Annotated in this window: 26 protein-coding genes; 21 read left to right on the top strand and 5 right to left on the bottom strand. The window is 62.3% G+C overall.

The window, feature by feature from the left end:
* Window positions 1-79 precede the first annotated feature (79 nt).
* From E8K79_RS16150 to E8K79_RS16060, 19 genes are all read left to right on the top strand, one after another.
* Complete coding sequence (locus E8K79_RS16150; RefSeq protein WP_136515637.1) at window positions 80-706, top strand: TetR/AcrR family transcriptional regulator; 627 nt, start codon at window positions 80-82, stop codon at window positions 704-706.
* A 23-nt stretch (window positions 707-729) separates the two neighbouring features.
* Entirely contained in the window at window positions 730-2,070 is a 1,341-nt protein-coding gene (locus E8K79_RS16145; RefSeq protein ID WP_136515636.1) for a TolC family protein, read from the top strand.
* Window positions 2,071-2,085: 15 nt separating this feature from the next.
* Window positions 2,086-3,078, top strand: a complete 993-nt coding sequence (locus E8K79_RS16140; protein WP_136515635.1) for an HlyD family secretion protein — start codon at window positions 2,086-2,088, stop codon at window positions 3,076-3,078.
* A 1-nt stretch (window position 3,079) separates the two neighbouring features.
* Window positions 3,080-4,024, top strand: coding sequence for an ABC transporter ATP-binding protein (locus E8K79_RS16135; RefSeq protein ID WP_136515634.1), 945 nt, complete (start codon window positions 3,080-3,082; stop codon window positions 4,022-4,024).
* Window positions 4,021-4,977: an ABC transporter ATP-binding protein gene (locus E8K79_RS16130; protein ID WP_136515633.1), complete on the top strand. Its 957-nt coding sequence runs from the start codon at window positions 4,021-4,023 to the stop codon at window positions 4,975-4,977. The genes E8K79_RS16135 and E8K79_RS16130 overlap by 4 nt, the downstream gene beginning before the upstream one ends.
* Window positions 4,974-6,107 (top strand): ABC transporter permease, encoded by a 1,134-nt coding sequence (locus E8K79_RS16125; RefSeq protein WP_136515632.1) that lies wholly within the window; start codon window positions 4,974-4,976, stop codon window positions 6,105-6,107. Before E8K79_RS16130 ends, E8K79_RS16125 begins: the two co-directional genes overlap by 4 nt.
* An 11-nt stretch (window positions 6,108-6,118) precedes the next feature.
* Window positions 6,119-7,249, top strand: coding sequence for an ABC transporter permease (locus E8K79_RS16120; protein WP_136515631.1), 1,131 nt, complete (start codon window positions 6,119-6,121; stop codon window positions 7,247-7,249).
* Between the two features lie 114 nt (window positions 7,250-7,363).
* Window positions 7,364-7,903, top strand: a complete 540-nt coding sequence (locus tag E8K79_RS16115) for a C-GCAxxG-C-C family protein (protein ID WP_162604693.1) — start codon at window positions 7,364-7,366, stop codon at window positions 7,901-7,903.
* Window positions 7,904-8,122: 219 nt separating this feature from the next.
* The gene (locus E8K79_RS16110) at window positions 8,123-9,826 is read left to right on the top strand and encodes a sensor histidine kinase (protein WP_136515629.1); all 1,704 of its coding nucleotides are present in this window, start codon (window positions 8,123-8,125) and stop codon (window positions 9,824-9,826) included.
* A gap of 1 nt (window position 9,827) precedes the next feature.
* Window positions 9,828-10,466 carry a response regulator gene (locus E8K79_RS16105; protein ID WP_136515628.1) on the top strand — a complete coding sequence of 213 codons (639 nt, stop codon included), beginning with the start codon at window positions 9,828-9,830 and terminating at the stop codon, window positions 10,464-10,466.
* A gap of 345 nt (window positions 10,467-10,811) precedes the next feature.
* Window positions 10,812-11,927, top strand: a complete 1,116-nt coding sequence (locus E8K79_RS16100; protein WP_136515627.1) for a hydrogenase small subunit — start codon at window positions 10,812-10,814, stop codon at window positions 11,925-11,927.
* Between the two features lies 1 nt (window position 11,928).
* On the top strand, window positions 11,929-13,626 hold the full coding sequence (locus E8K79_RS16095; protein WP_136515626.1) for a nickel-dependent hydrogenase large subunit: 1,698 nt from the start codon (window positions 11,929-11,931) through the stop codon (window positions 13,624-13,626).
* A 15-nt stretch (window positions 13,627-13,641) separates the two neighbouring features.
* Window positions 13,642-14,310, top strand: coding sequence for a Ni/Fe-hydrogenase, b-type cytochrome subunit (cybH, locus tag E8K79_RS16090; protein ID WP_136515625.1), 669 nt, complete (start codon window positions 13,642-13,644; stop codon window positions 14,308-14,310).
* Window positions 14,311-14,328: 18 nt separating this feature from the next.
* Entirely contained in the window at window positions 14,329-14,850 is a 522-nt protein-coding gene (locus E8K79_RS16085) for a HyaD/HybD family hydrogenase maturation endopeptidase (RefSeq protein WP_136515624.1), read from the top strand.
* A 4-nt stretch (window positions 14,851-14,854) separates the two neighbouring features.
* The gene (locus tag E8K79_RS16080) at window positions 14,855-15,190 is read left to right on the top strand and encodes a c-type cytochrome (RefSeq protein WP_136515623.1); all 336 of its coding nucleotides are present in this window, start codon (window positions 14,855-14,857) and stop codon (window positions 15,188-15,190) included.
* Between the two features lie 224 nt (window positions 15,191-15,414).
* Window positions 15,415-16,164, top strand: coding sequence for a molybdate ABC transporter substrate-binding protein (gene modA / locus E8K79_RS16075; RefSeq protein WP_136515622.1), 750 nt, complete (start codon window positions 15,415-15,417; stop codon window positions 16,162-16,164).
* 178 nt (window positions 16,165-16,342) lie between these two features.
* Complete coding sequence (locus tag E8K79_RS16070) at window positions 16,343-17,503, top strand: sensor histidine kinase (protein WP_246043851.1); 1,161 nt, start codon at window positions 16,343-16,345, stop codon at window positions 17,501-17,503.
* 105 nt (window positions 17,504-17,608) lie between these two features.
* On the top strand, window positions 17,609-18,034 hold the full coding sequence (locus E8K79_RS16065) for a MarR family winged helix-turn-helix transcriptional regulator (protein WP_136515620.1): 426 nt from the start codon (window positions 17,609-17,611) through the stop codon (window positions 18,032-18,034).
* 154 nt (window positions 18,035-18,188) lie between these two features.
* Complete coding sequence (locus E8K79_RS16060) at window positions 18,189-20,357, top strand: alpha-amylase family protein (RefSeq protein ID WP_136515619.1); 2,169 nt, start codon at window positions 18,189-18,191, stop codon at window positions 20,355-20,357.
* A 33-nt stretch (window positions 20,358-20,390) separates the two neighbouring features.
* On the opposite strand, the gene E8K79_RS16055 is transcribed toward E8K79_RS16060, so the two are convergent.
* The 4 genes from E8K79_RS16055 to E8K79_RS16040 form a co-directional block, all read right to left on the bottom strand.
* The gene (locus E8K79_RS16055; protein ID WP_136515618.1) at window positions 20,391-21,101 is read right to left on the bottom strand and encodes a cytidylate kinase-like family protein; all 711 of its coding nucleotides are present in this window, start codon (window positions 21,099-21,101) and stop codon (window positions 20,391-20,393) included.
* Between the two features lie 42 nt (window positions 21,102-21,143).
* Complete coding sequence (locus tag E8K79_RS16050; protein WP_136515617.1) at window positions 21,144-21,860, bottom strand: PilZ domain-containing protein; 717 nt, start codon at window positions 21,858-21,860, stop codon at window positions 21,144-21,146.
* 17 nt (window positions 21,861-21,877) lie between these two features.
* Window positions 21,878-22,270 (bottom strand): response regulator, encoded by a 393-nt coding sequence (locus E8K79_RS16045; RefSeq protein ID WP_136515616.1) that lies wholly within the window; start codon window positions 22,268-22,270, stop codon window positions 21,878-21,880.
* A gap of 99 nt (window positions 22,271-22,369) precedes the next feature.
* Complete coding sequence (locus E8K79_RS16040; protein ID WP_136515615.1) at window positions 22,370-23,305, bottom strand: NAD(P)H-binding protein; 936 nt, start codon at window positions 23,303-23,305, stop codon at window positions 22,370-22,372.
* A gap of 212 nt (window positions 23,306-23,517) precedes the next feature.
* Between E8K79_RS16040 and E8K79_RS16035 the strand changes: the two genes are divergently transcribed.
* Window positions 23,518-23,814 carry an MTH1187 family thiamine-binding protein gene (locus E8K79_RS16035; protein ID WP_136515614.1) on the top strand — a complete coding sequence of 99 codons (297 nt, stop codon included), beginning with the start codon at window positions 23,518-23,520 and terminating at the stop codon, window positions 23,812-23,814.
* Window positions 23,815-23,927: 113 nt separating this feature from the next.
* Complete coding sequence (locus E8K79_RS16030; protein ID WP_136515613.1) at window positions 23,928-25,094, top strand: DUF2235 domain-containing protein; 1,167 nt, start codon at window positions 23,928-23,930, stop codon at window positions 25,092-25,094.
* A 34-nt stretch (window positions 25,095-25,128) separates the two neighbouring features.
* On the opposite strand, the gene E8K79_RS16025 is transcribed toward E8K79_RS16030, so the two are convergent.
* Window positions 25,129-25,527 (bottom strand): FKBP-type peptidyl-prolyl cis-trans isomerase, encoded by a 399-nt coding sequence (locus tag E8K79_RS16025; protein ID WP_136515612.1) that lies wholly within the window; start codon window positions 25,525-25,527, stop codon window positions 25,129-25,131.
* Between the last annotated feature and the right edge of the window lie 65 nt (window positions 25,528-25,592).

Here is a 25,592-nt window from a genome sequence, read left to right as displayed (position 1 = left end):
TTCCTATTGCTTGACAAGGGGTACAACATGACTTACAGTCATTTCTGACCAATGGTCACTTTTAAAAAAGGAGACCACAATGACTGACAATGTGGAACAGGTGCCCCCGGCCCAGCCCGGACGCAGGGCCAAGAGGAGCGAGCAGACCAGGGAGAAGATCTTCCGGGCCGCGCTCAAACTCTTCGCCGAGCGCGGCTTCAACGCCACCACCATCGAGGCGATCACCGCCGCCGCCGACGTCGGCAAGGGTACCTTCTTCAACTATTTCGAAAACAAGGAAAGCGTACTCCTCAACTACCGCGAGCTGCAGATGGAGAGGGTGGCCGCTTTCGTGGCGGCAAACCGCGAGTCGGACCGACCACTTGCCCCGCTTCTGCTGGAACTCGCCCTCACACTGACCATCGAGCAGGGTCAGAGTCCGGGCCTGATCCAAAGCCTGCTGACCGCGGTGTTTGCGAGCGACACAGTACAAAAACGGATGGCGGAGGCAATCGAAGGCAACGTGCAACAGCTCGCGCTGCTGGTCGGGCATCGTCAGGAGCGTGGAGAGTTGCGCAACGACCTCTCCCCCTTCGACATCGCCCAAGGGTTCCAGCGCATGATCTTCGGCACCATGATCACCTGGTCTCTCGCTCCGGTCGACCCGCTGGAAGAGAGCATGAAAAGAAGCATCGAACTGTTCGTGAACGGAGTCCTGCCCAAGTAGCGACACGCAACAAAGGATACGCCATGACTGCAAAGATCGTGAAAGTGTTGGCCGTCTCCCTGGCGCTCTGGTCGGCCGCCGAGGCCGCGCACGCCGAGAGCCCCCCTCCCCTGCCTCTGTCGCTGGACCAGGCGATCACCCGGGGACTCGACAGGAACCTAAGCGCGCTCCTCGCGAAGACGCGCGCGGACGAAGCCAAGGGGACGCGCGAACGCAGGCTCGCCAACTACCTGCCACACCTGCGCCTGGAGACCCCATTCGCATGGCAGACAAGGAACCTCAGCGCGCAGGGGATCACCCTCCCCAACGCCCCCGCCGTGGTTGGCCCATTCACGAGTTACGACTTCCGCATCTACGCGGACCAGAACATCCTCGACCTGCAGAGCTACCACGCCATCAAGGCGGCCGAGCAGGAGCAAAAGGCGAGGCAACTTGATTACCGGGACGTACGCGGCCAGGTGATCAGCCAGGTCGCCGTGCAGTACATCAACGCGGCGTACGCCGAGGCGCGGGTCGTGACCGCCAAGAGCCGGGTGGAGACCTCGGAGGTGCTGGAAAAGCTTGCCAGCGACCAGCGCACCGCGGGAATCGCCGACGGGCTCGACGTGCTGCGCGCCCAGGTGCAACTCGCCAACGACCGCCAGTACCTTCTCGTCACCCGCAACAGCGCGGAACTAGCCCGTCTCTCCCTTGCCCGTGGCATCGGCCTCGATCTCGGCACCCCCATCGCCATCACCGACGCGCTCGCCTTCAAGAAGCTGGAGGGGCCGCAGATCGATCAGGCAGTGCAGGCGGCACTCGAGAGCCGCCCCGATTACCGCGCCCTTTTCGCCCAACGCGCCTCCCTGGATGAGCAGATGAAGGCGTCGCGCTCCCGCTACCTCCCGAGGATCGTCCTGAGCGGCAACTACGGCACGAGCGGCCAGGAGATGAGCAAGCTCGACCCCTCCGGCATGATCCAGGTGAACATGGTGATGAACCTTTTCGACCACGACCGCAAGGGTGAGCGGATGGAGCTCGACAGCCGGCTCAAAAGAAACGATGAGCAGATCGCCGACCTGAAGCTCGGGGTGGAGCAGGATATCCGCGAGGCGCTTTTAAACCTGAACTCCGCCGACGACCAGGTGCTCACCGCCCGGCAGGGGCTCGTGCTTGCCGAGAAGGAACTGCAGTACGCGAGCGACCGTTTCAAAAACGGCGTGGCCAACAACATCGAGGTGGTGACGGCGCAGGACGCGCTGGCGCGGGCACGGGACAACGAGCTGAACGCCCTCGCGCAGCACGTCGAGGCGAAGATCGCGCTCGCCCGTGCCCTGAGCGACACCGAAAAGGCGTACCGGCTCTTCCTGGGCATCGAACCATAACGAGGACATGAACCGATGAAACGAAAACTGATCCCGATCGTCATCCTGACAGCGGCCGTCGCCGCCGCCGTCTTCTTCGTCAGCCGCAATAGAAACAGGGCCGACGCCAACACCATCACCCTTTCCGGCAACATCGAGGCGCACGAGAGCGTGGTCGGCTTCAAGGTACCGGGTCGCGTGGCCGAGCTCCCCGTGGAGGAGGGGCAACTGGTCCGGGCCGGGGAGATCATCGCCAGGCTGGACCAGGGGGACTACCAGCAGCAGTTGCGTATCGACGAGGCGAACCTCGGCACCCGGCGCGCCGAGTTGGGGCTCGCCACGGCAGGCAGCCGTCCCCAGGAGAAGCAGGCGGCCCACCAGTTGGTGCTCGACGCCCAGGCGGACTTTGAGCTGAAAAAGCACGACCTCGCGCGCTACCAGGCGCTCTACGAGAAGGACGAGGTTTCGGCCCAGGTGCGGGACACCGCGGCGGCCGCGCTGAAGCGTAGCAGCGCCGCGCTTGAGCGGGCGAAACAGAACTACGACCAGGTCAAGGAAGGGGTGCGCAGGGAACAGGTCGACATCAACCGGGCCGGGGTCCGCACGGCCGAGCAGGCGCTCGAGATGTCGCGCATCAAGCTCGGATACGCGACGCTCAAGGCCCCCATCACCGGCGTCGTGCTGGTGCGGCACGCGGAACTTGGCGAGGTGGTATCTGCCGGCACGCCGGTGGTCACCATCGCCGATCTCGACCACCTCTGGCTGCGCGGGTACCTGAGCGAGACCGACCTCGGGCGGGTCAAACTCGGACAGGTCGCCACGGTGAAAACGGACACCTACCCCGGCAAGAGCTACAAGGGGCGCGTCTCCTTCATCTCATCACAGGCTGAGTTCACCCCGAAGAGCGTCGAGACGCACAAGGAGCGGGTCACCCTCGTGTACCGCATCAAGATCGATCTGGAAAACCAGGCGCACGAGCTGAAGCCGGGCATGCCGGCGGACGCGCTCCTAGACGTGGCGGCCAAGTGACATGAGCGCCGACGATTTCACCATAGAGCTCGACGGGCTCACCAAGTCCTTTCCCGACGTGCGCGCCGTGGACGGACTGAGCTTCAAGGTCGCGCGCGGCGAGATCTTCGGTCTCGTCGGTCCGGACGGCGCCGGCAAGACGACCACCATGCGCATGCTGGCAGGCGTCCTCGCTCCCGACGCGGGGAGCGCCCGCGTGGCGGGCTACGACATGACGCGCGACCCGGAGGGGGCCAAGCAGCATATAAGCTACATGCCGCAGCGCTTCGGGCTTTACGAGGAACTCACCGTGGACGAGAACATCCGCTTCTACGCCGACCTCTTCGGCGTGCCGCGCTCCGAGAGGGAGACGCGCGCGGCGGAACTGTTGCAGGCGGCGGGGATGGCGGAGTTCCGCTCGCGGCTCGCAGGGAAACTCTCCGGCGGCATGAAGCAGAAACTCGGTCTCGTCTGCGCCCTCATCCACACCCCGGAAGTGATCCTCCTCGATGAGCCGACCAACGGGGTCGACCCGGTGTCGCGCCGCGACTTCTGGCGCATCCTCTACACGCTCCTCGACCAGGGGGTCACCATCCTCACCAGCACCGCCTACCTGGACGAAGCGGAGCGCTGCCACCGCGTGGCGCTCTTGCACGAGGGGCGCATGCTCTTTTGCGACACGCCCGAGAATCTGAAGGGGAACCTCGACGGCGCCGTGGTCTCCATCGTCTGCGCCGAACCGCGCCCGGTGAAGGAGCTCATCTCCGGCATGGAAGGGATCTCGACCATGATGATCGTAGGTGACGGGCTGCACCTGGTCGTCAGGGAACCCGAGCGCCTGATCCCGGAACTGCGTTCCCGCATCGCCGCGGCGGGGCTCAAAGTCGACTCCGTCGAGAAGGTCGCGCCCAGCATCGAGGACCTTTTCGTGGAGGCGGTGCAAAAGAAGAAGGGGGAGAAGCCATGAACGGTCAGCCCCAGGCGGTCGTGGTGCAGGACCTCGTGAAACGCTTCGGCGACTTCACCGCGGTCGACAACATCTCCTTCGAGGCCTCGCGCGGCGAGATCTTCGGTTTTCTCGGCCCCAACGGCGCCGGAAAATCCACCACCATCAGGATACTCTGCGGCCTTCTGCACCCCACCTCGGGCAAAGCGCTGGTCGCCGGGGTCGACGTCGCGCGCGAACCGGAACGGGTGCGCCAGAATATCGGCTACATGTCGCAGAAGTTCTCTCTATACAACGACCTGAAGGTAATCGAGAACCTCCGCTTCTTCGCGGGGATGTACGGCGTCAACCAGGCCGACGCGGCCGAGCGTATTGCCTGGGCCATCGACATGGCCGGACTCACCGGCCGGGAGCACCTCCTCACCGGGACGCTCGCCGCCGGGTGGAAGCAGCGCCTGGCCCTTGGCTGCGCGGTGCTGCACCGCCCCCCCATCGTCTTTCTCGACGAGCCGACCTCCGGCGTCGATCCAATCTCGCGCCGGCTCTTCTGGGAGCTGATCCACCGCATGGCGGACGAAGGGGTTACCGTCTTCGTGACCACGCACTACATGGACGAGGCGGAGTACTGCAACCGGCTCGTGCTCATCGACCGCGGCAGGATCGTCGCCTCCGGCTCGCCGCTGGAGCTTAAACTCAAGAGCATGGAGGGGGAGTTGCTCCTCGTCGAATGCGACCAGGTTGGGAAAGCGCTCGAAGCGCTTCAGGAGGCGCCGGGGGTCACCGACGCCGCCATCTTCGGACACGCGCTTCACCTCGTTGTACCCGATGCAGAGAGGGCCATCCCGGAGGTGCGGAATTATCTCGGGGAACGCGGCATCACCGTCTCCCGCATCGAGCAGATCCGCCCGACCCTCGAGGACGTCTTCGTCTCGCTCACGAGCCTGAAAGGGCGCAGGGAAAAGGAGCAGGCATGAACTGGAACCGGCTGTGCGCCATGGCGCGCAAGGAGATGATCCAGATCCGGCGCGACGCCCGCAGCATCGGCATCGTCATCGCGATGCCCATCGTGATGCTCTTCGCCTTCGGCTACGGCGTCAGCTTCGACACGAAGCACATACCGGTCTACGTCTACGACCAGGAGCAGAGCCAGGCCTCCCGGGACTTCCTGAAGCGCTTCGAGTCCTCCCGCTACTTCAACGTGGTGCGCTCGGTCGGAAACTACCCGGAACTGGTGCACGCCGTCGACGCCGGGACCTGCCAGATCGGCCTCGTGATCCCCCCCGACTTCTCGGCAAGGCTCGGCTCCGGAGAACAGGTGCGCATCCAGGCGATCTTCGACGGCACCGACAGCAACAGCGCGAGCCTCGGCATGAGCTACACCGAGGCGGTGGCACAGGCGCACTCACAAAAGCTACAGCTCGATTGGTTGCGCGCCCGCGGACAGGGAAGCGTGCGCGCCCCCTTGAGCGTCGACTCCCGAACCTGGTTCAACGAGAACCTGGAGAGCATGGTGACCATCGTCCCCGGGGTGGTCGCCATGGTCATGGCGGTGGTGGGGACCTTCCTCACCTCGCTCACCGTCGCGCGCGAGTGGGAGCGAGGCACCATGGAGCAGCTCATCTCCACGCCGGTGACCCCCCTGGAGATCATGCTCGGCAAGCTCCTCCCCTACGTCGCCATCGGCCTCATCGACACCAGCGTCTGCGCGATCATGGCGGTGTGGTGGTTTGAGGTCCCCTTCCGCGGGCACATCTGGGTCTTTTTGCTGAGCACCACCCTCTTTCTCACCGTGGTGCTGTCGCTTGGCTACTTCTTCTCCGTGGTCGCGAAGACCCAGCTCGCGGCGAGCCAGATCTCGCTCATCGCCACCTTCCTGCCGGCCTTTCTCCTCTCCGGGTTCGTTTACCCCATCGACCAGATGCCGGCGGTGGTGCAGGGGATCACCCACATCGTGCCGGCCCGCTACTACATGGCCATCCTACGAAACGTCTTTTTGAAGGGGTCGTCGGTCTTCAACATGTGGCAGGACTTTTTCGGGCTTGCACTCTTTGCCGCCATTTTGGGGCTTGCGGCAACGCGCATCTTCCGCAAGAAGCTTACCTAAGGGGGGAAATCATGCTCGGCCGCCTGCGCCAGATGCTCATAAAGGAATTCCTGCACGTGATCCGCGACAAGAGGGCGAGGTTCTTCCTCTTCGCGCCGCCGGTCATCCAGACGCTCGTCTTCGGCTACGCCGCAACGCTGGAGATCAAGCACGTCCCGATTGCCATCGTCGATTACGACAACAGCCAGGTGAGCCGCGACCTCGTCTCGCGCTTCCAGGCAAGCCGCTACTTCGAGGTGCGGCGCCTGTCGGACCGGCGCGAAATTCCCGAGCTCATCGACCGGAACGAGGCGACCATGGCGCTCCAGATCAATTCGGGATTCGCCCGCGACTTAGGCAAAGGGGAAACCGCCCACCTACAGGTGGTCGTCGACGCGAGCAACTCCAACTCCGCCCTCGTCGGGCTTGGCTACGTGAACCAGGTAGCCCAGGGGTTCGCCCGGGAGTACCGGCTGAAAACGCTGGCACGGCAGGCGCCCGCTCTGGCCGGGGGACTCCCGGAGATCGTCGTGGAAAGGCGTCCCTGGTACAACCCGGACATGTCCAGCCAGTGGTTCTTCGTCCCCGGCGTCATCGGCAACCTCGTGCTCGTGATCGTGGTGACGCTGACGGCGTTCGCGGTGGTGCGCGAGCGGGAGATCGGCACCCTGGAGCAGATCATGGTGACACCGATCCGGCGCGTCGAATTCATCCTCGGAAAAACCATCCCCTTCTTCCTGATCGGCCTTTTGGACACCGCGCTCATCAGCGCCGCCGGAACGCTCTGGTTCCACGTGCCGCTGAACGGGAGCTTTCTCGTCCTCGGCGCCGGGACCGTCTTCTTCATCCTCTGCATGCTGGGGGTGGGGCTTTTCATCTCCACGGTCTCCGCGACCCAGCAGCAGGCCATGGTGACGAGCTTCTTCTTCATCATGCCCGCGGTCATCTTCTCCGGTTTCGGCTCCCCCATCAGCAGCATGCCCGAGATCCTGCAGCACCTCACCTACCTGAACCCGCTGCGCTACTACGAGGTGGTGCTAAGAAGCGTCTACCTGAAAGGTGGCGGCTTCGGCCTTCTCTGGCCCCAGATGGCGGCCATGGCCGCAATCGCACTTGTCATGCTGACAGTGAGCGTGCTGCGCTTCCAGAAATCCCTCGAGTAGCCCTGCCCCGCACAACGCACTTAATCTTTCTTTAATGCAAATATTATGATATTGCTACTATTAATTTATTCGCACGGGTGGCGTAACGGCCTCCCTGTACTCTGGAGGGTTGTCATGAAAAAGGAAGAAGTTAACGCACCGATCAGCAGGCGCGCCATGCTGAAGGGATCGCTATGTCTGGGGGTGTGCCTTGCCGCGCAGGGGACACTGAACGTCGAGGCCTCCGCGGAGGCGGCGCAGGTGGCCGACCGCCCGGAGGCGGCGCGGAAGCACTTTCTGAAGTCGACGAACTGCTCGCAAGCGATTCTCGAAAACTACGCCCCCGCCTACGGCATCAAGCCCGAACTCGCCTGCCGTCTCGCCACCGGCTTCGCCGGCGGCATGACCACCGGGCACGAGTGCGGTGCGGTGACCGCCGCCTACATGGTGCTGGGGCTCGCCCACGGCCCGCAGGAGTGGAAGGTCTTTCCAAAGGTCGAGGCGTTCAACAAGGAATTCAAGGCGCGGCACGGCGAGCTTGGATGCTCGCAGCTTCTCGGCGTGAACATGGCGGCGAAGGACGGGATGAAGGAAGCAAAACGGAAGGGGCTTTTCAAGACGCGCTGCCCCAACTACGTGAAGAGCGCCGGAGAGATCCTTGAGAAGATGATCTAGCTACGCGTCGGTCCATATGAAGTCCAATTCGTGGTCGATAATCCGCGGCGCAAGGTTCCCGCTGGGGATTATCGACCCCACCCCACCCACATCATCGCTAAATCATTGACGTAACGTAAACGGCATGTATAGAATGCGGCGCCGGAATTAATCTGACGAGCCCAGGTAAAGAACTCCTACCTTCAGTAGGAAGCCTCATTTCGGGCCGGAGATACGTCGATGCCGCTGCAGAGATACCACTCCAAAACCCGGGCGGAATACCTGATCGCCAGTGGGCGCGTCATCTTGGCGGCATTCTTTCTCCTCGCCGTGTGGCTCGACCCTTCAGAACCTTCCCGCTTCGCGCGGTTCACCTATGGCATCCTCGCAGGCTACCTCCTTTACTCGATCATCATCGGGTTCGTCATCCAGCGCAGGGGGTTCGGCTGGAAGACGCTGCACCTCGTAACACACGGCATCGACCTCCTTGTCTTCGCCGGCCTCATGTTCCTCACCACCGGGCCCAACAGCCCGTTCTTCGTCTATTTCATCTTCGTACTCGTCTGCGCCACCTTTCGCTGGCAGTGGCGCGGCACGCTCTGGACCGCGGTCACCGCCATGGCAGTAACCTTGCTGCTCGCATGGTACCCGTCCAACCTTCTCCTGCAGCAGAGCTTCGAGCTGAACCGCTTCATCATCCGCATCGCTTATCTTGCCGTTGTTGCGGGTCTGCTCGGTTACCTGGGCGCCTACGAGGAGTCGATGCGCGAGGTCCTTTACATGCTGTCGCAGTGGCCCGGTACGGCTCTGCCGGAGGAGCCGGGGCCCGACGGAGCAGGGATGCTCGGCCACGCGGCCGCCATCCTGCATGCGCCGCGCGTGGTGCTCTGCTGGGAAGAGGCGGAGGAGCCCTGGCTGCACGTTCTGACCTGGTCTGCGGAAGGATCGCGGTATGACCGTGAGGAGCCGGAGACTTTCGGCAACATCGTCGCGGAGGAGCTCTCCGAAGCCGGCTTTTTCTGCCGGGGCGGCGGGCAGGAACAGGCACAGGTGGTCTACAACAGCGCCGGCGGACTGCAAAAGTGGCACGGGGCTCCCTTCGACCAGAAGTTCGTGAGACATTTCGAGATCACCTCCGCAGTGGTTTCCCGGCTAGCCAGCGACAAGATCTCCGGATACCTCGTCGCCCTGGACAAGAGACACCCGACCCCGGACGACATGGTGCTGGGGGGGATCGTGGCTCGAGAGGTCGCGACGAGGCTTTCCCATGGCCTGCTGCTGAAACAGCTACAGCAGGCAGCCGCCGACGAGGAGCGCCTGCGCCTCGCCCACGACCTGCACGACGGCCTGCTGCAGTCCCTGGCCGGGGCCAGCCTGCAGTTGGAAACAGCCGCCCGCCTCATCGAGCATGACACGGCGGCGCGGGAGAGCATCCAGCAGGTTCAGCACCTGCTCGCCTCCGAGCAGCGCGACCTCAGAACCCAGATCAACGCGCTGAAGCGCTTCTTCTCGCGCCGAAAGCCCGAGGAGTTCGGCCTGATAAAGCGCCTGGAAGACCTCTCTGCTCGCGTACGACGGCAGTGGGAAATCACCTGTTCGATCAACTGCAGCACCCCCAAGCCGCCGCTTGAGCGGGGCATCGCCCGGGAGATCTATTTCGTTATCCACGAAGCCGTCATCAACGCGGTGCGCCACGCCGGTGCGGCGACCCTCAAGGTCAACCTCGCCTTCAACGCTCAATGGGTCCTGATTACCATCACCGACGACGGACACGGCTTCGCCTTCCAAGGACGCTACGACCAGGACCAGCTAAGCGATATGAAGCGCGGACCGGTGATGCTCAGGGAGCGGATCGAGGCTCTGAACGGCAAACTCACCATCGACTCGAGCGACCGCGGCACCCGCATCGACATCACCCTTCCCCTTGTGGAACAAGGAGCATGACATGGCCATACGACTGGTGCTTGCCGACGACCACCCCCTGATCCTGAACGGGCTGACGAGCCTCTTCAATTTCGAACCGGACTTCGAGGTGCTGGCAAGCTGCACCGACGGCGCCGCGGCCCTGGAGGCGATCCGGCGCGAGCAGCCCGACATTGCCGTCCTGGACATTCGCATGCCGGGTCTCACCGGCATCGAGGTGGCCAGGAAAGTGAACGAGGAGAAGCTGGGCGCGCGACTAGTGCTCTTGACCGCCGCCCTCGAGGACGAGGACATGCTCGACGCTGTCATGCTCGGCATCCAGGGGGTGGTGCTGAAGGAGATGGCGCCCCAGTTCCTGGTGCAGTGCATCCGCAAGGTTTATTCCGGCGAGCAGTGGCTGGAGAGGCGCTCGACCAAACAGGCCTTGGAGAAGCTTTTGAAGCGCGAGGCGGGGGCGCGCGAGATGGCCGCCCTGCTCACCCAGCGTGAGATCGAGCTGGTGCGCATGGTGGCGGCCGGGCTGCGTAACAAGGAGATCGCCGGAAAGCTCTGCATTAGCGAGGGGACGGTGAAGGTCCACCTGCACAACATCTACCAGAAGGTCAACGTGGACGGACGCGTGGCTCTTCTGCGCTACGCACAGGAAAAGGGACTGGTTTAGCAGCTGTCACGGCCATTCTCTTTGCAGTCCGGCGCATTTGCCTCTGCCATCCCACGCTGAAATCCCCCTAAATCCTCCTTCGCAAAGGGGGACTTTAAACCGCCCCCTCTTCTAAAAGGTAAAGACCTCACAGGTCGCAACCATTCTGAGGGGGCGTTCCTGCACACGCACTGTCACAATTCCCGTTTTACTGTCAACACCCTATAGCTATGGGAATTTTTTTCTCACAGGCCTCACTTTCCCCCCTTGCAATAAAACATCTTTCTACTACAATCATAATTCAGTCAGTTCGGGTTCGTGCTCCAAAGAGTCCATCGTTTCGCCGTGAGCTAAAGGGAGGCCGGGATGAGCAAGACGAGAACAGAGGGAAGAGACGACACTGAATTCTCAATCAGCAGAATCCTGAAGGAACGCGGCGTTTCACGACGCGACTTCCTGAAGTTCTGCTCCACGATGACCGCCGCGCTTGCCCTCCCCCCCTCTTTTGCCCCCTCGGTGGCGCGCGCCCTTGACGAGGTGAAACGCCCCACGCTTGTATGGCTCGAGTTCCAGGGATGTACCGGCGACAGCGAGGCGCTTCTGCGCGCGGCGAACCCGACCGTCGGCGAGATCGTCCTCGACATCCTCTCGGTCGACTACCACGAGACCATCATGGTCGCGGCCGGGCACCAGGCGGAGGCGGCCCTCGAAAAGGCGATCACCGACCACAAGGGGAAATACTTCGCCGTCATCGAGGGGTCCATCCCGATGAAGGACGGCGGGGTCTACGGATGCGTCGGGGGAAAATCGAACCTCGCGCGCGCCCGGGAGGTGTGCGGCAACGCCGCGGCGACCATCGCCATCGGCAACTGCGCCTCCTACGGCGGCATCCCGGCGGCGGCCCCGAATCCGACCGGCGCGGTCGGCGTCAAAGAGGCGGTTCCCGGCGCCACCGTGATCAACCTCCCCGGATGCCCCTGCAACGCGGACAACCTGACCGCCACCATCGTCCACTACCTCGTCTTCAACAAGATCCCCGCGCTCGACGGCCACGGCCGCCCCCTCTTCGCCTACGGCAAGCGCATCCACGACAACTGCGAGAGACGCCCGCACTTCGACGCCGGCCAGTACGTGGAGGCGTGGGGGGATGATGGGCACCGCAGGGGATACTGCCTCTACAAGATGGGTTGCAAGGGACCGGCGACGTTCCATAACTGCCCCACCCAGCGCTACAACGAGAAGACCGCCTGGCCCATCGGCTCGGGTCACCCCTGCGTCGGTTGCGCGGAGCCGCAGTTCTGGGATGTCATGTCCCCCATGTACGGCAGGCTCCCGAACGTGCCCGGCTTCGGCATCGAGCACACCGCAGACGCCATTGGCCTCGGGCTTGCCGCCGGCGCCGCGGGTGCCTTCGTGGTGCACGGCGCGCTCAACGCGATGAGAAAGGACAAGGAACCGGGCGAAGACACCAAGGAGGATTGAGATGACCAAGATCGTTGTCGACCCGATCACTAGAATTGAAGGGCACCTGCGCGTCGAGGCGGAGGTCTCCGGCGGCAAGATCAGCAACGCCTGGGTCTCCGGCACCATGTTCCGCGGCATAGAAAAGATCCTTAAGGATCGCGACCCGCGCGACGCCTGGTACTGGACCCAGCGCTTCTGCGGCGTCTGCACCACGGTGCACTCGATCGCGTCGATCCGCGCCGTCGAGGACGCTTTGAAGATCCCGGTCCCCCCCAACGCGCAGCTGATACGTAACATCATCATCTCCATCCAGAACACCCAGGACCACGTGATCCACTTCTACCACCTGCACGCGCTCGACTGGGTGGACATCACCTCGGCGCTGAAGGCCGACCCGGTGAAGACCGCCCAGCTCGCCGCCTCGCTCTCGGAATGGCCCAACAACTCGGCCACCCACTTCAAGGCGGTGCAGGAGAAGCTGAAGGCGTTTGTCGCCTCCGGTCGCCTCGGCCCCTTCGCCAACGCCTACTGGGGGCACCCCGCCTACAAGCTCCCCCCCGAGGCGAACCTGATGGCGACGGCCCACTACCTAGAGGCGCTCGAGTGGCAAAAGGACATCATCAAGATCCACGCGATCCTCGGGAGCAAGAACCCGCATCCGCAGACCTTCCTGGTCGGGGGTATGTCCATCCCGATCGACCCGGATTCCCAGAACGCGCTGAACGCCGACAAGCTGATCGAGGTGAAGCGCCTACTCGCCAAGGCCCAGGAGTTCGTCGAAAAGGTCTACATCCCGGATCTCCTCGCGGTCGCCTCCTTCTACAAGGAGTGGGCAGGTATCGGCGCCGGGGTCGGCAACTACATGTGCTATCCGGAGTTCCCTGATGCGGCGGGCAACAACTGGCTCCCCGGTGGGGCGATCCTGAACCGGGACCTCTCGAAGGTGGTGGCGCTCGACCAGAAGAAGATCACCGAGCACGTGGAGCATTCCTGGTACCAGGACGCCGGGAGCGACGGAAAGGGGCTGCACCCCTATGAGGGCTCCACCGAACCGAACTACACCGGCCCCAATCCTCCCTACCAGTACCTCGACACGGACAAGAAGTACTCCTGGGTCAAGGCGCCGCGCTACGAGGAGAAACCGATGGAGGTGGGGCCGCTCGCCCGCGTGCTGGTCGCCTACGCCTCAGGCCACAAGGAGACCAAGGGGGCGGTGGACCTGGTACTCGGGAAACTGAACGTTCCCCCCGAGGCACTCTTCTCGACGCTTGGCCGCACCGGCGCCCGCGGCGTCGACTGTCTCGTCATCGCGCGCCAGGCTCCGAAGTGGCTCGACGAGCTGATCGGCAACATCGCCAAGGGGGACCTTAGAATCCACTCGAACGAGAAATGGGATCCCGCCTCCTGGCCCGCCGAGGCTCACGGCTACGGCTGGCACGAGGCGCCGCGCGGGGGTCTCGGGCACTGGATCAAGATCAAGGACCAGAAGATCCTCAACTACCAGGCCGTGGTCCCCTCCACCTGGAACGCGTCGCCGCGCGACGCGAAGGGACAGGCGGGCCCCTACGAGGCCGCTCTTCTCGGGACACCGGTCGCCGACCCGGAAAAACCGCTCGAGATCCTGCGCACCATCCACTCCTTCGACCCCTGCCTCGCCTGCGCCGTGCACGTCCTCGACGCGACCGGGCGGGAGATGGTGCGCGTGAAGGCTTCCTAGACAAGGAGGTGGGCCATGTCGGACCGTTGCAAGTTCAAGCAGTACGTCTGGGAACTGCCGCTGCGCTGGTTTCACTGGATCAACGTGCTCGCCATCGTGGTTCTCTCCGGGACCGGCTTCCTGATCGGCCATCCCGTTACGCTGGGAAGCTCGCCCTCTGATTACGCCATGGGGTGGATCCGCTTCGTGCACTTCGTCGCGGCCTACGCCTTCACGGTGAGCGTCGCCTCGCGCGTCGTCTGGGCCTTCATCGGCAACGAGCACGCAAGCTGGCGCGCCTTCTTCCCGATGTTCAGCGCGAAGGGACGGGAAAAGCTCAAAAAGATGCTGAACTACTACCTGCTCCGCTCCCACGAGGTCCCCGAGACGGTCGGGCACAACCCGCTCGCCACCACCGCGTACTTCGTGCTCTTCCTGATCTACCTCACGATGATCCTCACTGGCTTTGCCATGTACACCTCCCACACCCCGGGAGGGATCATGTTCAAGTCGCTTGGCTTCATGTACTCGCTTTTCAGCCTGCAGGGGATGCGCCTTGCCCACCACATGGGCATGTGGCTCATCCTAGGCTTCGTCGTCAACCACATCTACAGCGCTTGGCTTATGGACATAAAGGAGCACGGAGGCGAGATTTCCAGCATGTTCAGCGGCTACAAGTTCACGGTCAAACAAAAAGGAGAATAACGGGTGAAAGCAAACTCGATGAAACAACAACCGGCGCCGAAGTTCCTGGTGCTCGGCGTAGGGAACCTGGTGATGGGGGACGACGGCGTGGGGATACGCGTGGTGCAGCAGTTGCAGCGCGAGTACCGCTTCCCGAAGAGCGTGGAGATCGTCGACGGGGGGACGCTGGGGCTCGACCTCCTCCCGGTGTTAGAGGGGCGCAGCCACCTCATCATGGTCGATGCGGTGGAGACGGGAAAGGAACCCGGCACCTGCGTGCGGCTTGCCGGGGAGGAGCTTCCGATCGCCCTGGAGACGAAGGTTTCGCCGCACCAGATGGGGCTGAAGGACCTCCTGTCCGTGGCGAGGCTCATGGGGCAGGCACCTGGGGAGATGGTGCTGATCGGCGTGCAGCCGGGAAGCATAGAGATGGGGACCGACTTAACCCACGAGGTGTCCCTGCAGGTGGAGACCATGAAGGGGGCGGTGCTCAAGGAGCTCACCGCGTTCGGCGTCGAGTGCCGGCCCGTCTCGCGTGCCGTCAACGTCTGCAGGGACTAGCCCGATGCCCCGCCGCGCCGTCTCGCTCATCATCCTCGCCGCCCTTATGAGCGGCTGCACCGACACCCCACGGGGCGGGTCCCCCCCCGTGGTAACGGAGCGGGGTGGGCAGCTCTTCAAGGAGCGCTGCGCCCCCTGCCACCCGAACGGCGGCAACGTACTCACACCCGGCAAGACCCTGCATGCAGGCGTCCTCGCCGACCACGGCATAACGACGCCAGCCGACATCGTGAAGAAGATGCGCAACCCAGGCCCCGGGATGCTCCGATTCGACGAGACGACCATCCCGGACGCCGACGCGCGTCTCATCGCGGATTACGTCCTCGCCACCTTCCGCTGATGGACAGACTCATCCGTCACGCTCGCCGTCCCGCGTAACTGCCCACCCCGACGGCACCTGCCCTTTTTTCTCGCACGCCGCGGCCGGCCCCTTCGCCGCCCCCCGGCATTGAACCGCTTGATATCACGCACCAATCTTATCGGTCGCGCATGGCACGCGTCATGTAATCGGGAATATGGCGAGGGGCGCCCCCTCGCGTATCCCATCGAGAAAAGGAGTCTGCCATGAAAAAGCTGCTGTCCACGATATCGTCCTGCTGCCTCACCCTCATGCTGCTCGCAATGCCCGCTGCCGCAGGCGAGATAACAATCTCCGCCGCGGCGAGCCTCAAGGAGGCGGTGAACGAGATCACCGAGAAGTTCGTCCAAAAGCACCCGGGAATGAAGATCACCAGGAACTACGCCGCGTCCGGGACACTCGCAAAACAGATCGAAAGCGGCGCGCCCGCGGACATCTTCATCTCGGCCAACGAGGAGTGGATGAGCCACCTGAAAGAGAAGAAACTCGTTGCCGCGGCCTCCATCGACACCTTCACGCGGAATACCCTTGTCTTTGCCGGCGCCACGACGCGAAAGATCTCCGGCATGCACGACCTTCCTTCCCTCGGTAGCATCGCCATCGGCAGCCCCAAAAGCGTTCCCGCCGGGGAATACGCCGAGGAGGCGATGAGAAAGGCCGGGCTCGAGAAGCAGCTCAACGGGAAATTGATCCTCGCCAAGGACGTAAGGGAGAGCATGATGTACGCCGAACGCGGAGAGGTCGACGGCGCCTTCGTCTACCGCACCGATGCCCTGCTGGGAAAACACGCCAGGATCCTTTTCACGGTGCCGCAGCAACTCTACCCACGCATCGTTTACCCTATGGCACTCACAACAAACGGCACGAATAACAGGGACGCTGCCGAGTTTTTACACTACCTCAAAAGACGCGAAGCAAAGTCGGTACTGAGCCGGTACGGTTTCGCCGTCGATTAACCACAACCCAAGGGTCCAACCGACCGTCAAAACGTTGCTGAGACAGAGATTTGGGCACTATTAGCCCCTTTTATAACAATTTCCTTTCAGAGAATTAAATTATTTGATAATAATGGTAACGTTCCAACCTGGTGATGTTTTCTCCTATGGCAGCATGCGGTACCGGCAAAGGTCAACTATGGCTAGTAAGACTTCCAGCGAATCTTTCGATGACGCCACACAAAGCAGCGCCACGGGCGAACGCTACCTCGAAATACTCGACCAGGCGCCTGCCCTGATCTGGCGCGCCGACAGCGAGAACCGGCGCGATTGGCTCAACGGCGCCTGGCTCGCCTTCACCGGCCGGGCGATGGAACAGGAACTGGACGAGGGGTGGATCGCGGGGGTGCACGTCGAAGACCGGGAGCGCTACATCGGCGAGCGGCTCGGCGCTTTTCAAAAGCGGGAGCCTTTCGAGATCGAGTACCGGCTGCGGCGTCACGACGGCCATTACCGCTGGATCTTCGACATAGGCCGTCCGGTATTCTCGAATGAGGGCGGCTTCGACGGGTACATCGGCTACTGCTTCGACATAACGGACCGGAAGAAGGCCGAGAGAGATCTGAACGCCGCACGGGAAAGCGCCGAAGCGGCCAACCGCGCGAAGAGCTACTTTCTCGCCAACATGAGCCACGAGATCCGCACCCCGATGAACAGCATCATGGGGATGTCGCAGCTCCTCGCCTTCACCGACCTTACGCCGGAACAGAAGGAATACGTGGACGGCATCCTTGATTCCTCTCAGGGGCTGCTGACCATCGTCAACGACATCCTCGACCTCTCGAAGGCGGAAGCCGGCAGTATCGAGTTGGAGTGCCACGGTTTCAGCCTCAGGCAGAGCCTTGCGGAAGTGGTGAGGACCCAGATGCCGGTCATCAACAGGAAGGGGCTTGCCTTCAGGACTGAAATCGACGACGACGTCCCCGACGAGTTGATGGGAGACCGGTTGCGGGTGAAGCAGGTGTTCCTCAACGTGCTCGGCAACGCCATCAAGTTCACCAACGCGGGCGGTATAACCGTCTCCGTTCAAGTCCATGAGCAAAGCGCAGGCGTGGCACGCCTGAAGATCAGCGTCGCCGATACCGGCATCGGCATCGCCGCCGAGGCGATAAAGCGCATCTTCACGCCCTTTAGCCAGGAGGATGCCTCCATCACCAGGCAGTACGGCGGCACCGGACTCGGCCTCTCCATCAGCAGCGAGCTGGTTCATCTCATGGGGGGGCATATCTGGGTCGAAAGCCGCAAGAACCACGGCAGCACCTTCCACATGGTGATCCCCTTTCGTCTCGAGCGCAGCTAGTAGCTCCCCCGCCCAAGCCCCGCCTGCCCCTCCCGACTGGTCCGACTGGTCTGCGAGGGATTTTTTTCTTGACTTTAGTTTGCCGTCAAACTAGATTCCCCTCCCATGGAAACCAAGAGCATCGCAGCACTCATAAGCGACACCCGCGCCGGCATCAACCGGCACCTGCTCCAGGAACTGAAGCGCCTGGGGATCGAAGGACTCGCTCCGTCGCACGGCGCCATCCTGCACCACCTGTTCAACAACGAGCAGGTGACCATGAAGGACCTCGCCAAGGCGGTGCGGCGCGACAAGTCGACGGTGACCGCGCTGGTCGGCAAACTGGTCGCAAACGGCTATGTCGAGAAGGCGAGCAGCACCCAGGACCAGCGGACCGTCTTCGTGAGACTCTCCCCCAAGGGCCAGGCGCTCAAGCCGGTATTCCAGGAGGTGTCGCGTAACCTCATCGAAAGGATATGGCGCGGTTTCGACGAAACGGAGCAGCAGGAACTGATACGCCTGCTCAGGAAGGTGAGAGGCAACCTCCCGTAATTTTATAGCCGCCCCGCTTACGTCACCCCCCTCCCCCAATCACTCCCCCCTTCTTTTCTCACCTGTTGCCATCCCGCCAAACTTCGCTACCGTTCTTACTTGTTTTTTTTAAGGACAATGCGGCGGCCCGGTCGCCGGCGCGGGAGGTGCGACGATGGCATACGGAGCCTGGATCGGCAACCTGAAGGTGAACGGTCGCGGTGGGAACTACGGAACGGTGAAGCTCCTGCTTGACGAGACCATGACCGGGGAAAACCCGACGCGCCTCGGCATCACGGTCGAGATCGCCGGTCCCGGGATGCCTCCCGACGCGTTCGAGGTGGAGCTCTTCACCAACCTGAACCGACGTGACTTCGTGAAGACCCACGAGCCGCTCGCCGACTCGGGCGGGCCCACCTCCTACTGGATGCCGTTGCGCATGTCCTTTCTTGGACGCTCCTTCGACAACCTCGTCTTCACCGCTGAACTCCCCGTCACCAAGTGCGGCGCCTATCGCATCACGGCACGCTACCGCATGACCGGCACCGATACCTGGTGGTGGCATAACGACTTCGCCCCCCGCCCAAATGATCGGCTGCAGCGCGACTGCGCCGTGGTGGTCTCCCCCGCCAAGGCGGCCAGATCACGGCTTTACGAAGCGAACGCCCTCACCGTGGAGGCACTCGCCGGTGGCTCCTACGAGAACCGCAGCACGCTCGATGACTTCCTCTCCATCCACGACTTCGACGGTTTCAACCCCTTCCAGCTCACCTACGTCAACAACGAGCTCGGCTTCAACACGCTCTGGCTGATGCCGGTATTCCCGAACACGCAGTGGCGCTGGGACCGAGCCAGGTGGCAGTGGGCGCCCAACGACAACCCGGGTAGCCCCTATTCCTCACGAGATTACTGGAGCATCAACCGCTGGCTCGCCGACAACGCGGCACCGGCACGGGCCCTCGACCTGTTCCGGATGCTCTTCGATGAGGCAGCCGCCGTCGACCTCGACGTCTTCATAGATCTCGCCTTCAACCACGCGGGGCGCGACGTCATCTACGGCGCAGGCGCCGTCGACCTCGGTTTCTGCACCATGCAGGATGAGGAGCAGTGGATCCGGGAACACCACCCTGCCTGGTGCACCCGCGGCACCGCCTTCGTCGACGGGCACAGCGTCCCCTACTACCGCGAACCTGCCGGCTCGGATTTCGAGTGCGCGGTGTGGGCCCCCACGGACCGGCTCAATGAGCATGTCTGGGACGATGCCAACGTCGACTGGTTCTTCGGAGACTACGCGGCCCTTGGTCCCAAGCCCGGCCGCGCCGCCGACTACTGGGGGAACCCGGTGTCGCACTACGACCCGAAGGGAAACGCGGAGGACGAGAGTGACCTCTTCTACACCGACCTGGCGGTGCAGGCCGAGACCGAGAAACTGTGGCAGTACTTCGGCTACATCCTTCCCTACTGGATCGAGAAAAGCGGCGGGAAGCTGGCCGGCATCCGGGCCGATTTCGCGCAGGGGCTACCCAACCAGCTCTGGGAGTACATCGTGAACCGCACCCGCAAGGCCCGCTGGGACTTCATCTTCCTCGCCGAGGTGCTCGACCCGGACGTGATCCAATACCGACTGAACCGGGTGTTCGACGTCCTCACCACAAAGGACCACCACCTGTACCGGCAGGAGGAGGTCCGGATGAGCGACCTCTTCGCGTCGCTCGAGCAGGAAAGCACCCTCTTCGGCGGCGAGGCGCTCGTGATGCACAACGGGACCAGCCACGACGAGGGAGGCAATGCGGACAAGTGGGCCATGGCCGCTCGCTACGCGGTGACCGCCGCCATGTACGGCTGTCCCATGGTGTTCATGGGGCAGCCGCTCGGGCTTGCCGACAAGCTCCCCTTCAGGGACAGCTGGGCGAATATGTACCGGGCGTGGAGCGATGAGATCCCTGAACGGGAGGCGGTGGGACGGATGTACTTGCGGATCAACCAGGCTCGGGAGACCACGGCGGAGCTGAGGGAGCCGAAGCGCTACTTCCTTAGCCTATCAGGGGGTGGTTTCCACGAAGAAGTATTTTCCGTGGCGCGCTGGCGGGACGAGGGAGAGAAAGACTCGGTGACGCTGGTTTTCGTGAATCTGAACGTCCATCACGGTAACGCCGGGACCTTCACCATCCCCAGCGCCATCAGGCTCTCAGGTAACTACCAGGTGCGCAACCTGGTCGCGGACGACCCGCACCTGCAGCTGTGGGGCACTCCGCGCAGCGCCGAGGCCCTCTACGACGACGGCATCTTGGTCGTTTTCACCCTCCCCAACGAGGTGCAGTACTTGAAACTGGAACCGGCGTAAAGCGTGCCGTGCGCCCGAAGGGGGCTAATCCTCTCACACAGGCGGCCCGAGCACGAAGTTCGCGATGGTGTAGGCGATCTGCTCCGGGGCGCAGCGGTCGTTGTTGAACATGAGGTCGTAGAGCAAGGGGTCGTGGTCGTCCTGGCTCAGAAAATCTCTGGTGAAGCGGTCACGCACCTTCTGCTGGCGGTGCATGAGTTTCTCCGCCTCCTCTTCTTCGATGTTGAGGCGCCTGGCGAGGGTGGAGATTTTGAATCGCTCCGAGGCGAAGATGCGGAAGTGGTAGGAATGCTCCTGGTGCCTGGTGATGATGGAGCCCCCCAGTTCGAGAATCAGCACGTTTCCCTGCTCCGCCAGCGCGGCCACGTGTTGCGAGAGGGGGAGAAAATAGTCGTAGTTGCTTTTCCAGCGCGACGAAAAGGTGGCGAGGATCTCGGAAAGCATGCGGCTGTTTTCGCCCAGCGTCTCGAGGATCTCCTGTGAGAGGTTGTGGCGGCGCGCCACCTCCTCAATAACCGCCTTGTCGATCATGACCCATTCATCGCCGGTCCGCTGCATGAGTATCTCGCGCAACAGTTCCGCCATCGGGTAGCCGGTGCAGCCGTATTCGCGGGAGATGGTGATACAGGGGCGGGGTTTTGGCTTTGCCTGGCTTCTGGCCGCCTTGTCCTTCTGTCTGCGGTTGTACTCCTCGAGGCTGCCGATCCTCAGATCGACCGAGGGTATGAACAGGTTGTCCGGCATGTTCCCGCTCCTTTCATCGTTTCATTGCAGTGTCCAGCCTTTTCAGCTCATCTCCTTCAGCTCCCGGATCAGGTCGACCTGACGCTGGAAGATGAACCGGGAGAGTACCCCCTCGATATGCGCATCGGAGTAGATGGAGAACCTGCAGAGAGCGCCCCCCTCCTCCTTGGTGCAGTCGACCACGGCGGCGTTCAACTGCAGCGGCGTCACGGTGTTGTGCAGAGGGTTCGGGATCATCACCTTCAGGACGACCTCGTCCCCTTTTGCCAGGTCGCTCGGCGCTTCGCTCAGGATGGAGAAGCCCCCGAGGGAGACGTCGAGGGCCTTTGCCTTCAAGGTCCCTCCGGGCGCCGCGATCTCGGCTTCGCAAGGGGGATCGAGCTCGAGTCTCAGCGAGGTGCGCTGCTCGGCAAGCACGTCGATGTAACTGAAGTTGTGCAGCGAAGCCATCATGCGACGCACATCGGAGTCCTTCACTTCGGCCAGAAGCGACTGCGGAAAACTGCCGCATTTGATGCAGGTCCGTCCGGAATGGCCAAGTGCGACCGCCTGCTGCGGGTGCACGTCCAGTTCGAGCACCTCGCCGCATAGCTCCACCAGGGTGGCGGGATAGCTGATCGGGAGTCCCTTGTAATAGTTCACGAGCTTCACCCGAGTCCCGGCACCGGACTTTATCATGTCGCGAAGGCGCGTGAGGATCTCGACGCGGTCCTGCTCGATGGAACTGTTGACTGCGGCTCGGTAATGGCTTGGATCCATGTCAGGTCGTCCCCGCTCTAGAGCAATCCGTGTCGTTTGAGCATGCCCATGAGGTCGGCCCGTGCAACCGGCTTCACGAGATAGTCGGTGCAATCGCCGTCCCACATCGCTTCCTGGACGTTTTCCGGGGAGTTGAGGGAACTGGTCATGATGATGACGCTCTTTTTGTCCTGGTGCTGAGCATCCTTTTCTGCCTGGCGCATCAGCCTTAACGCCTGCTGCCCGTCCATCTCCGGCATGATGATGTCGAGCAGCACAAGATCGAAGGGACGCCCTTCCCTTAGGGCGCCGGTGAAGAGATCCACCCCTTGCCTGCCGTTGTCCGCGACCTCTATCTCCGCAACATCCTTCAAAAACAGCATGAGCCCCTCACGCAGGAACTCGTTGTCCTCGATGATCAAGCACTTCATATGGCTCCTCGTCTGCGACACCCGCCGCTCGGGCGCCCCACGCAGGGTTGTTTTCGGCGCTGCCGTCCTGCGTCTGACCAGTTTTCTTATCGGCCGCGGTTAATTAACCTTGAGGTTTTCTGATGCTGCTTCCTCCTCGAGCGCGGTGCGTACCGCCTCATCGTATCCGGTGAGCGGAATGGGGAGAATCTTCCTGATTGTGTCGTCGTGACAAATCACCTCGTTGCCGAGTCCCTCGATGAGCGGCATGGAGATCGAGGGCTTGACCGGGGTTATGAGCCAGACCCAGTAGGAGGAAAGCTTGGGAGTGAGAAACGGGACCGGGAATATCTTGATGAATCTCTTCTCGATCTCGGCGAAGCGCTCCATCATCTCCCGATAGGACAGGAGTTCGGGGCCGCCGATGTCGTAGGTCTGTCCGGCGGTGCGTTCGTCCTTGAGACAACCGACGAGGTAGGCGATGACGTCCTGTACCGCGATGAACTGGCAGCGTGTGGAGACCCAGCGCGGGGTCACCATCACCGGGAGACGTTCCACCAGGAACCGGATCATCTCGAAGGAGGCCCCGCCAGCGCCGATGATGACGGCGGCGCGCAGGTAGGTGGTCTGGAAATTACCCTTTTGCAGAACCCTAGCCACCTCGAGGCGACTCGCCAAATGCTCCGAGAGTTGATCGCTCTCCTCACCCAGCCCCCCAAGATAAATGACCCGCTTTACCCCCTGCATCTCGGCGGCACGTATGAAGTTTTGGGCTGCCTGCCGGTCGCGTTCGTCGAACCCGGCCCGGTCGCCTCCCATGGCATGCACCAGATAGTAGGCCGTCTCGATGCCTCTCAAGGGGGCGACCAGTGAGTTCGCCTCCAGGAGATCACCCTGCGCCACCTCGACCTGCGTGGGGAAGGCGGTCGAGGAACTGCGCACCAGGCAGCGCACCGGAATCCCTTCCGCGGCGAGGGCGGCAACCAGTCGTCTGCCGATGAAACCGGTTGCACCAGTCACCAGCACCTTGGCCCTTGCGTTCACACTCTCACTCACATGTTCCTCCTGACAACCGCCTGCCTTTTGTTTGAACTGAACCAGTTTAGGTGCAGATGAATCGTTGTCAACAGCTCCATGAAACGCTAAAGCGGGGGCCGTCACAGCAGTTTTGCTGTTTCACAACCTGCCACCCTTGGATTATTATATCGGTTCGGACTCTGAGAAACTTCCATCTGCGTTCCAATAACCAGCTAAAGGAGAAACAAGCAATGAAAGTCATGGTTGATCTGTGCATCGTTCCCCTTGGTGTCGGCGTCTCACTTTCCAGTTACATCGCTGCTTGTGAGAAGGTTCTGGCCGATGCGGGACTAAAGACCGCGCTGCACTCGTACGGGACCAACATAGAGGGAGAATGGGACGAAGTATTCGCCGCCATCAAGCGTTGTCACGAGACCGTCCACGCCATGGGAGCCCCGCGCATCACCACCACGGTGAAGCTCGGCACCCGCACCGACCGCGAACAGACCATGGAGGACAAGATCAGGAGCGTGCAGGAGAAGATGTAGCGGAAGGAAGGTGGCACAGACCGAGGGTTTGAGATGGCCAATTTGCACGAGACCTTCTTGCAAATGATTGGAGCGGTCTTAGACTCTGTTCCTATCCCAATAGGAGGTCTGCTATGCCAAAGAAACTCGTGGTCTGCTTTGACGGAACGTGGAACAAGCCGGACGAGGAAACTGACGGGAAAGACTCCAATACCAATGTGGAAAGGCTCTTTGTCTCCCTTGACGGAGTGGACGCACGTCAGCACTCGGGGAGCACACTGCCTGACGGCGCCACCTTGAAATGGTACGACTCGGGGGTAGGCACCAAGTGGTACGAGCACATCCGCGGCGGCGCCTTCGGCTACGGACTCTCGCTGAACATACGCCAGGGGTACAAGTTCCTCATCGACAATTATGAGCCGGGCGACGAGATCTATACCTACGGCTTCAGTCGCGGTGCTTACACGGCGAGGAGTATGGTGGGACTGATCAGGAATTCCGGACTGCTCGACAGAACGAAGATCCTGACAATGGGGGAGGGAGACGAGGAGAAATATCCGTCCTGGCAGCGCCCGAGCATGGATGAGTTCAGGAGGATGAGCCCCGAGGACGTTCCCCACATCATCGACGCGTACCAGCTCTACCGCAACCGGGACGGCGGCGCGGATACCGATTTCGCGCTTAAATTCAGGGAGCGGTACGCTCATAAGGACGTGAAGATAAAGCTGCTCGGCGTTTGGGACACGGTGGGCGCCCTGGGCATTCCCTTCAAGCTGTTCGATTCCTTCAATGCCGAGCACTACCAGTTCCACGACCAGGAGCTTAGCGCCATAGTCGAGAACGCCTTTCACGCCATCGCCATAGACGAGCACCGCGAGAACTACGCCGTGACGATCTGGAACCCGAAGCAGAAAGTCAACCAGGTGATGGAGCAGGTGTGGTTCGCCGGTGCCCATGCCGATGTCGGCGGAGGCTATAAGGTCGCTGAACACCCGCTGGCCGATGCGGCGCTGGCGTGGATGCAGAGAAAGAGCCTTCTGGAGGGAAAAGGCCTCACCTTCACCGATATTCAGAAGGTGGATGGGACGAAACTCGAACAGGCGCAACCGACCGACTCATACAGGCAGTTTCTAGGCGGGGTCTATCGGATGCTCAAGGAGCCGTACTACCGGAAGATGGGTATCACCGAGTTCGGCAACGAATTTTGCAGCGCCTTCTGCGGCCAGATCACGGGTTACGCCCCGAAAAATCAGGGTTACGTTGCGGTGAAGGTTGAGTTGGTTTCCAATCCGGAGTCATAGCCGGAGTACGTAACGAGGCGGTGGGTGTCGCTGATCACCGGTCTTCTACCGAGAGGATTTCGACCTCGAAGAAGACGTCGTGACCGGCGGGAAGGGGCTCGCGGTACTCGCGCGGGCGACCGGGGAGGGAAAGAGAAACGTCACCTCCCGCTCCTGGGCCGAAATCGTAGGCGACTCCGGGGGAGCGTTCGGTTGAGAAGGCGAAATGGGAGCCTATCGGGAATGGAAAGAGGTTCGCCTCGGCTGCGGGAACCCGGACGATGCGGTGATCTCCCGGCACCATCCCCAAGAGCCCCTGCTCCAGGGCGGGCGGCACCCTCCCGTCCCCCACGACGAACTCCAGGGTGTTACGTTCGCCGACTATGTAAACCCTGCCGTCCTCGAGCCTGCACTTGTACCTGATGTTCACCGTTTTGCCGGTTCCGGTTTCCATGGGGCACCACCTTTCAAGGGGTCTTATGAAAACCAGAATATAGTAACGTTAACGATTCCAAACGC

The organism is Geomonas edaphica, assembly GCF_004917075.1.
GTDB classification, from domain to species: Bacteria; Desulfobacterota; Desulfuromonadia; order Geobacterales; family Geobacteraceae; genus Geomonas; species Geomonas edaphica.
This window is presented reverse-complemented; position numbering and strand designations above follow the sequence as displayed.